The organism is Ruegeria intermedia, from assembly GCF_900129345.1.
GTDB lineage: Bacteria > Pseudomonadota > Alphaproteobacteria > Rhodobacterales > Rhodobacteraceae > Ruegeria > Ruegeria intermedia.
This window is the reverse complement of sequence record NZ_FQVK01000084.1, coordinates 1-1,022: the sequence shown is the minus strand read 5'-3', so window position 1 is coordinate 1,022 and position 1,022 is coordinate 1. Positions and strand designations below refer to the sequence as shown.

Sequence of the window (1,022 nt, the reverse complement as noted above, 5' to 3'; positions counted from 1 at the left end):
AAGACAATCAGGACTTCCGATCAATCGGACGGCCAACAACCCATTCTCAGCGCTGTCCGCTGAGGTGTCCGTCAGATCAAGTCTGAAGTTTTACAGTTTATGTGGCCTTCATCATCGACGTCTTCGCCCGCACGATCGTCGACTGGCGGATTTCGACATCAATGACCACCGGGTTAGTACTGGACGCCCTGAACCAGGCGATCTGCCAAAGGGCACCTTCCAAGGCGAGCAAACTGATCCATCACAGCGATCGCGGCAGTCAGCACTTGTCGATCAGATGCACCGAGCGGCTGGCCAAAGCCGGGATCGGCACCTCAGTCGGCAGCGTCGGGGATTCCTACGACAACGCCTTGGCCGAAAGCATCATCGGTCTGATCAAGACCGAAGTCTTCAACTTCCTTGGCCCTTGGAAATCAATGAACCAGGTGGAATGGCAAACCTTGAAATGGGTGGATTGGTACAACACTGAACGCCTGCACAGCGCCATCGGATACTTCACGCCGAACGAAGCAGCCCAATCATTGAACCAGAAACGCTCCGGCAAACCCGGGGCGGTTCGTTTCCCGGTCGTGGGTCAGATCTGCGACGATCCTCTTCAGCCGAGCATTCTCATCTTCCAATTCGCCCAACCGCTTCATCTCCGACGGCATCAGCCCGGCGCACTTTTTCATCCAGTTGAAATACGTCGCCTGGCTGATCCCGGTCTTGCGGCGGATTTCCGCAACTGGCGTTCCGTCCTCGCCCTGTTTGATGATGAACGCCTTCTGCGCGTCCGTGAACTTCGATGCCTTCATGTGTTTCCGCTCCTTTCCCAGCCGGGGACTCGTCGCGGAAGTCTCTAAGCCAAATATGGTGCAGTTCTCTGGGATCACATCGCCTTCCGTAAATCTCTTTCGTGTCATTGTCCGTCCCTTCGTTGGGGCAGACACTAGGTCACACACTCATAAATCGCTATCGGCGTTTGAGGGTTTCTGATTCACTTCTGTGAAAGAGGAGAGCAGCATGTCTCAACGTCGCTATGA

The 1,022-nt window shown here is 55.0% G+C and carries 2 pseudogenes; one reads left to right on the top strand and one right to left on the bottom strand.

Annotated elements, in window-relative coordinates:
• Positions 1–95: 95 nt before the first annotated feature.
• A pseudogene (locus F3H26_RS19325) lies at positions 96–512 on the top strand (transposase); the annotation flags it as partial.
• A 48-nt stretch (positions 513–560) separates the two neighbouring features.
• Here the strand turns inward: F3H26_RS19325 and F3H26_RS19320 are convergent.
• Positions 561–794, bottom strand: a pseudogene (locus tag F3H26_RS19320) (transposase); the annotation flags it as partial.
• Positions 795–1,022: the final 228 nt, after the last annotated feature.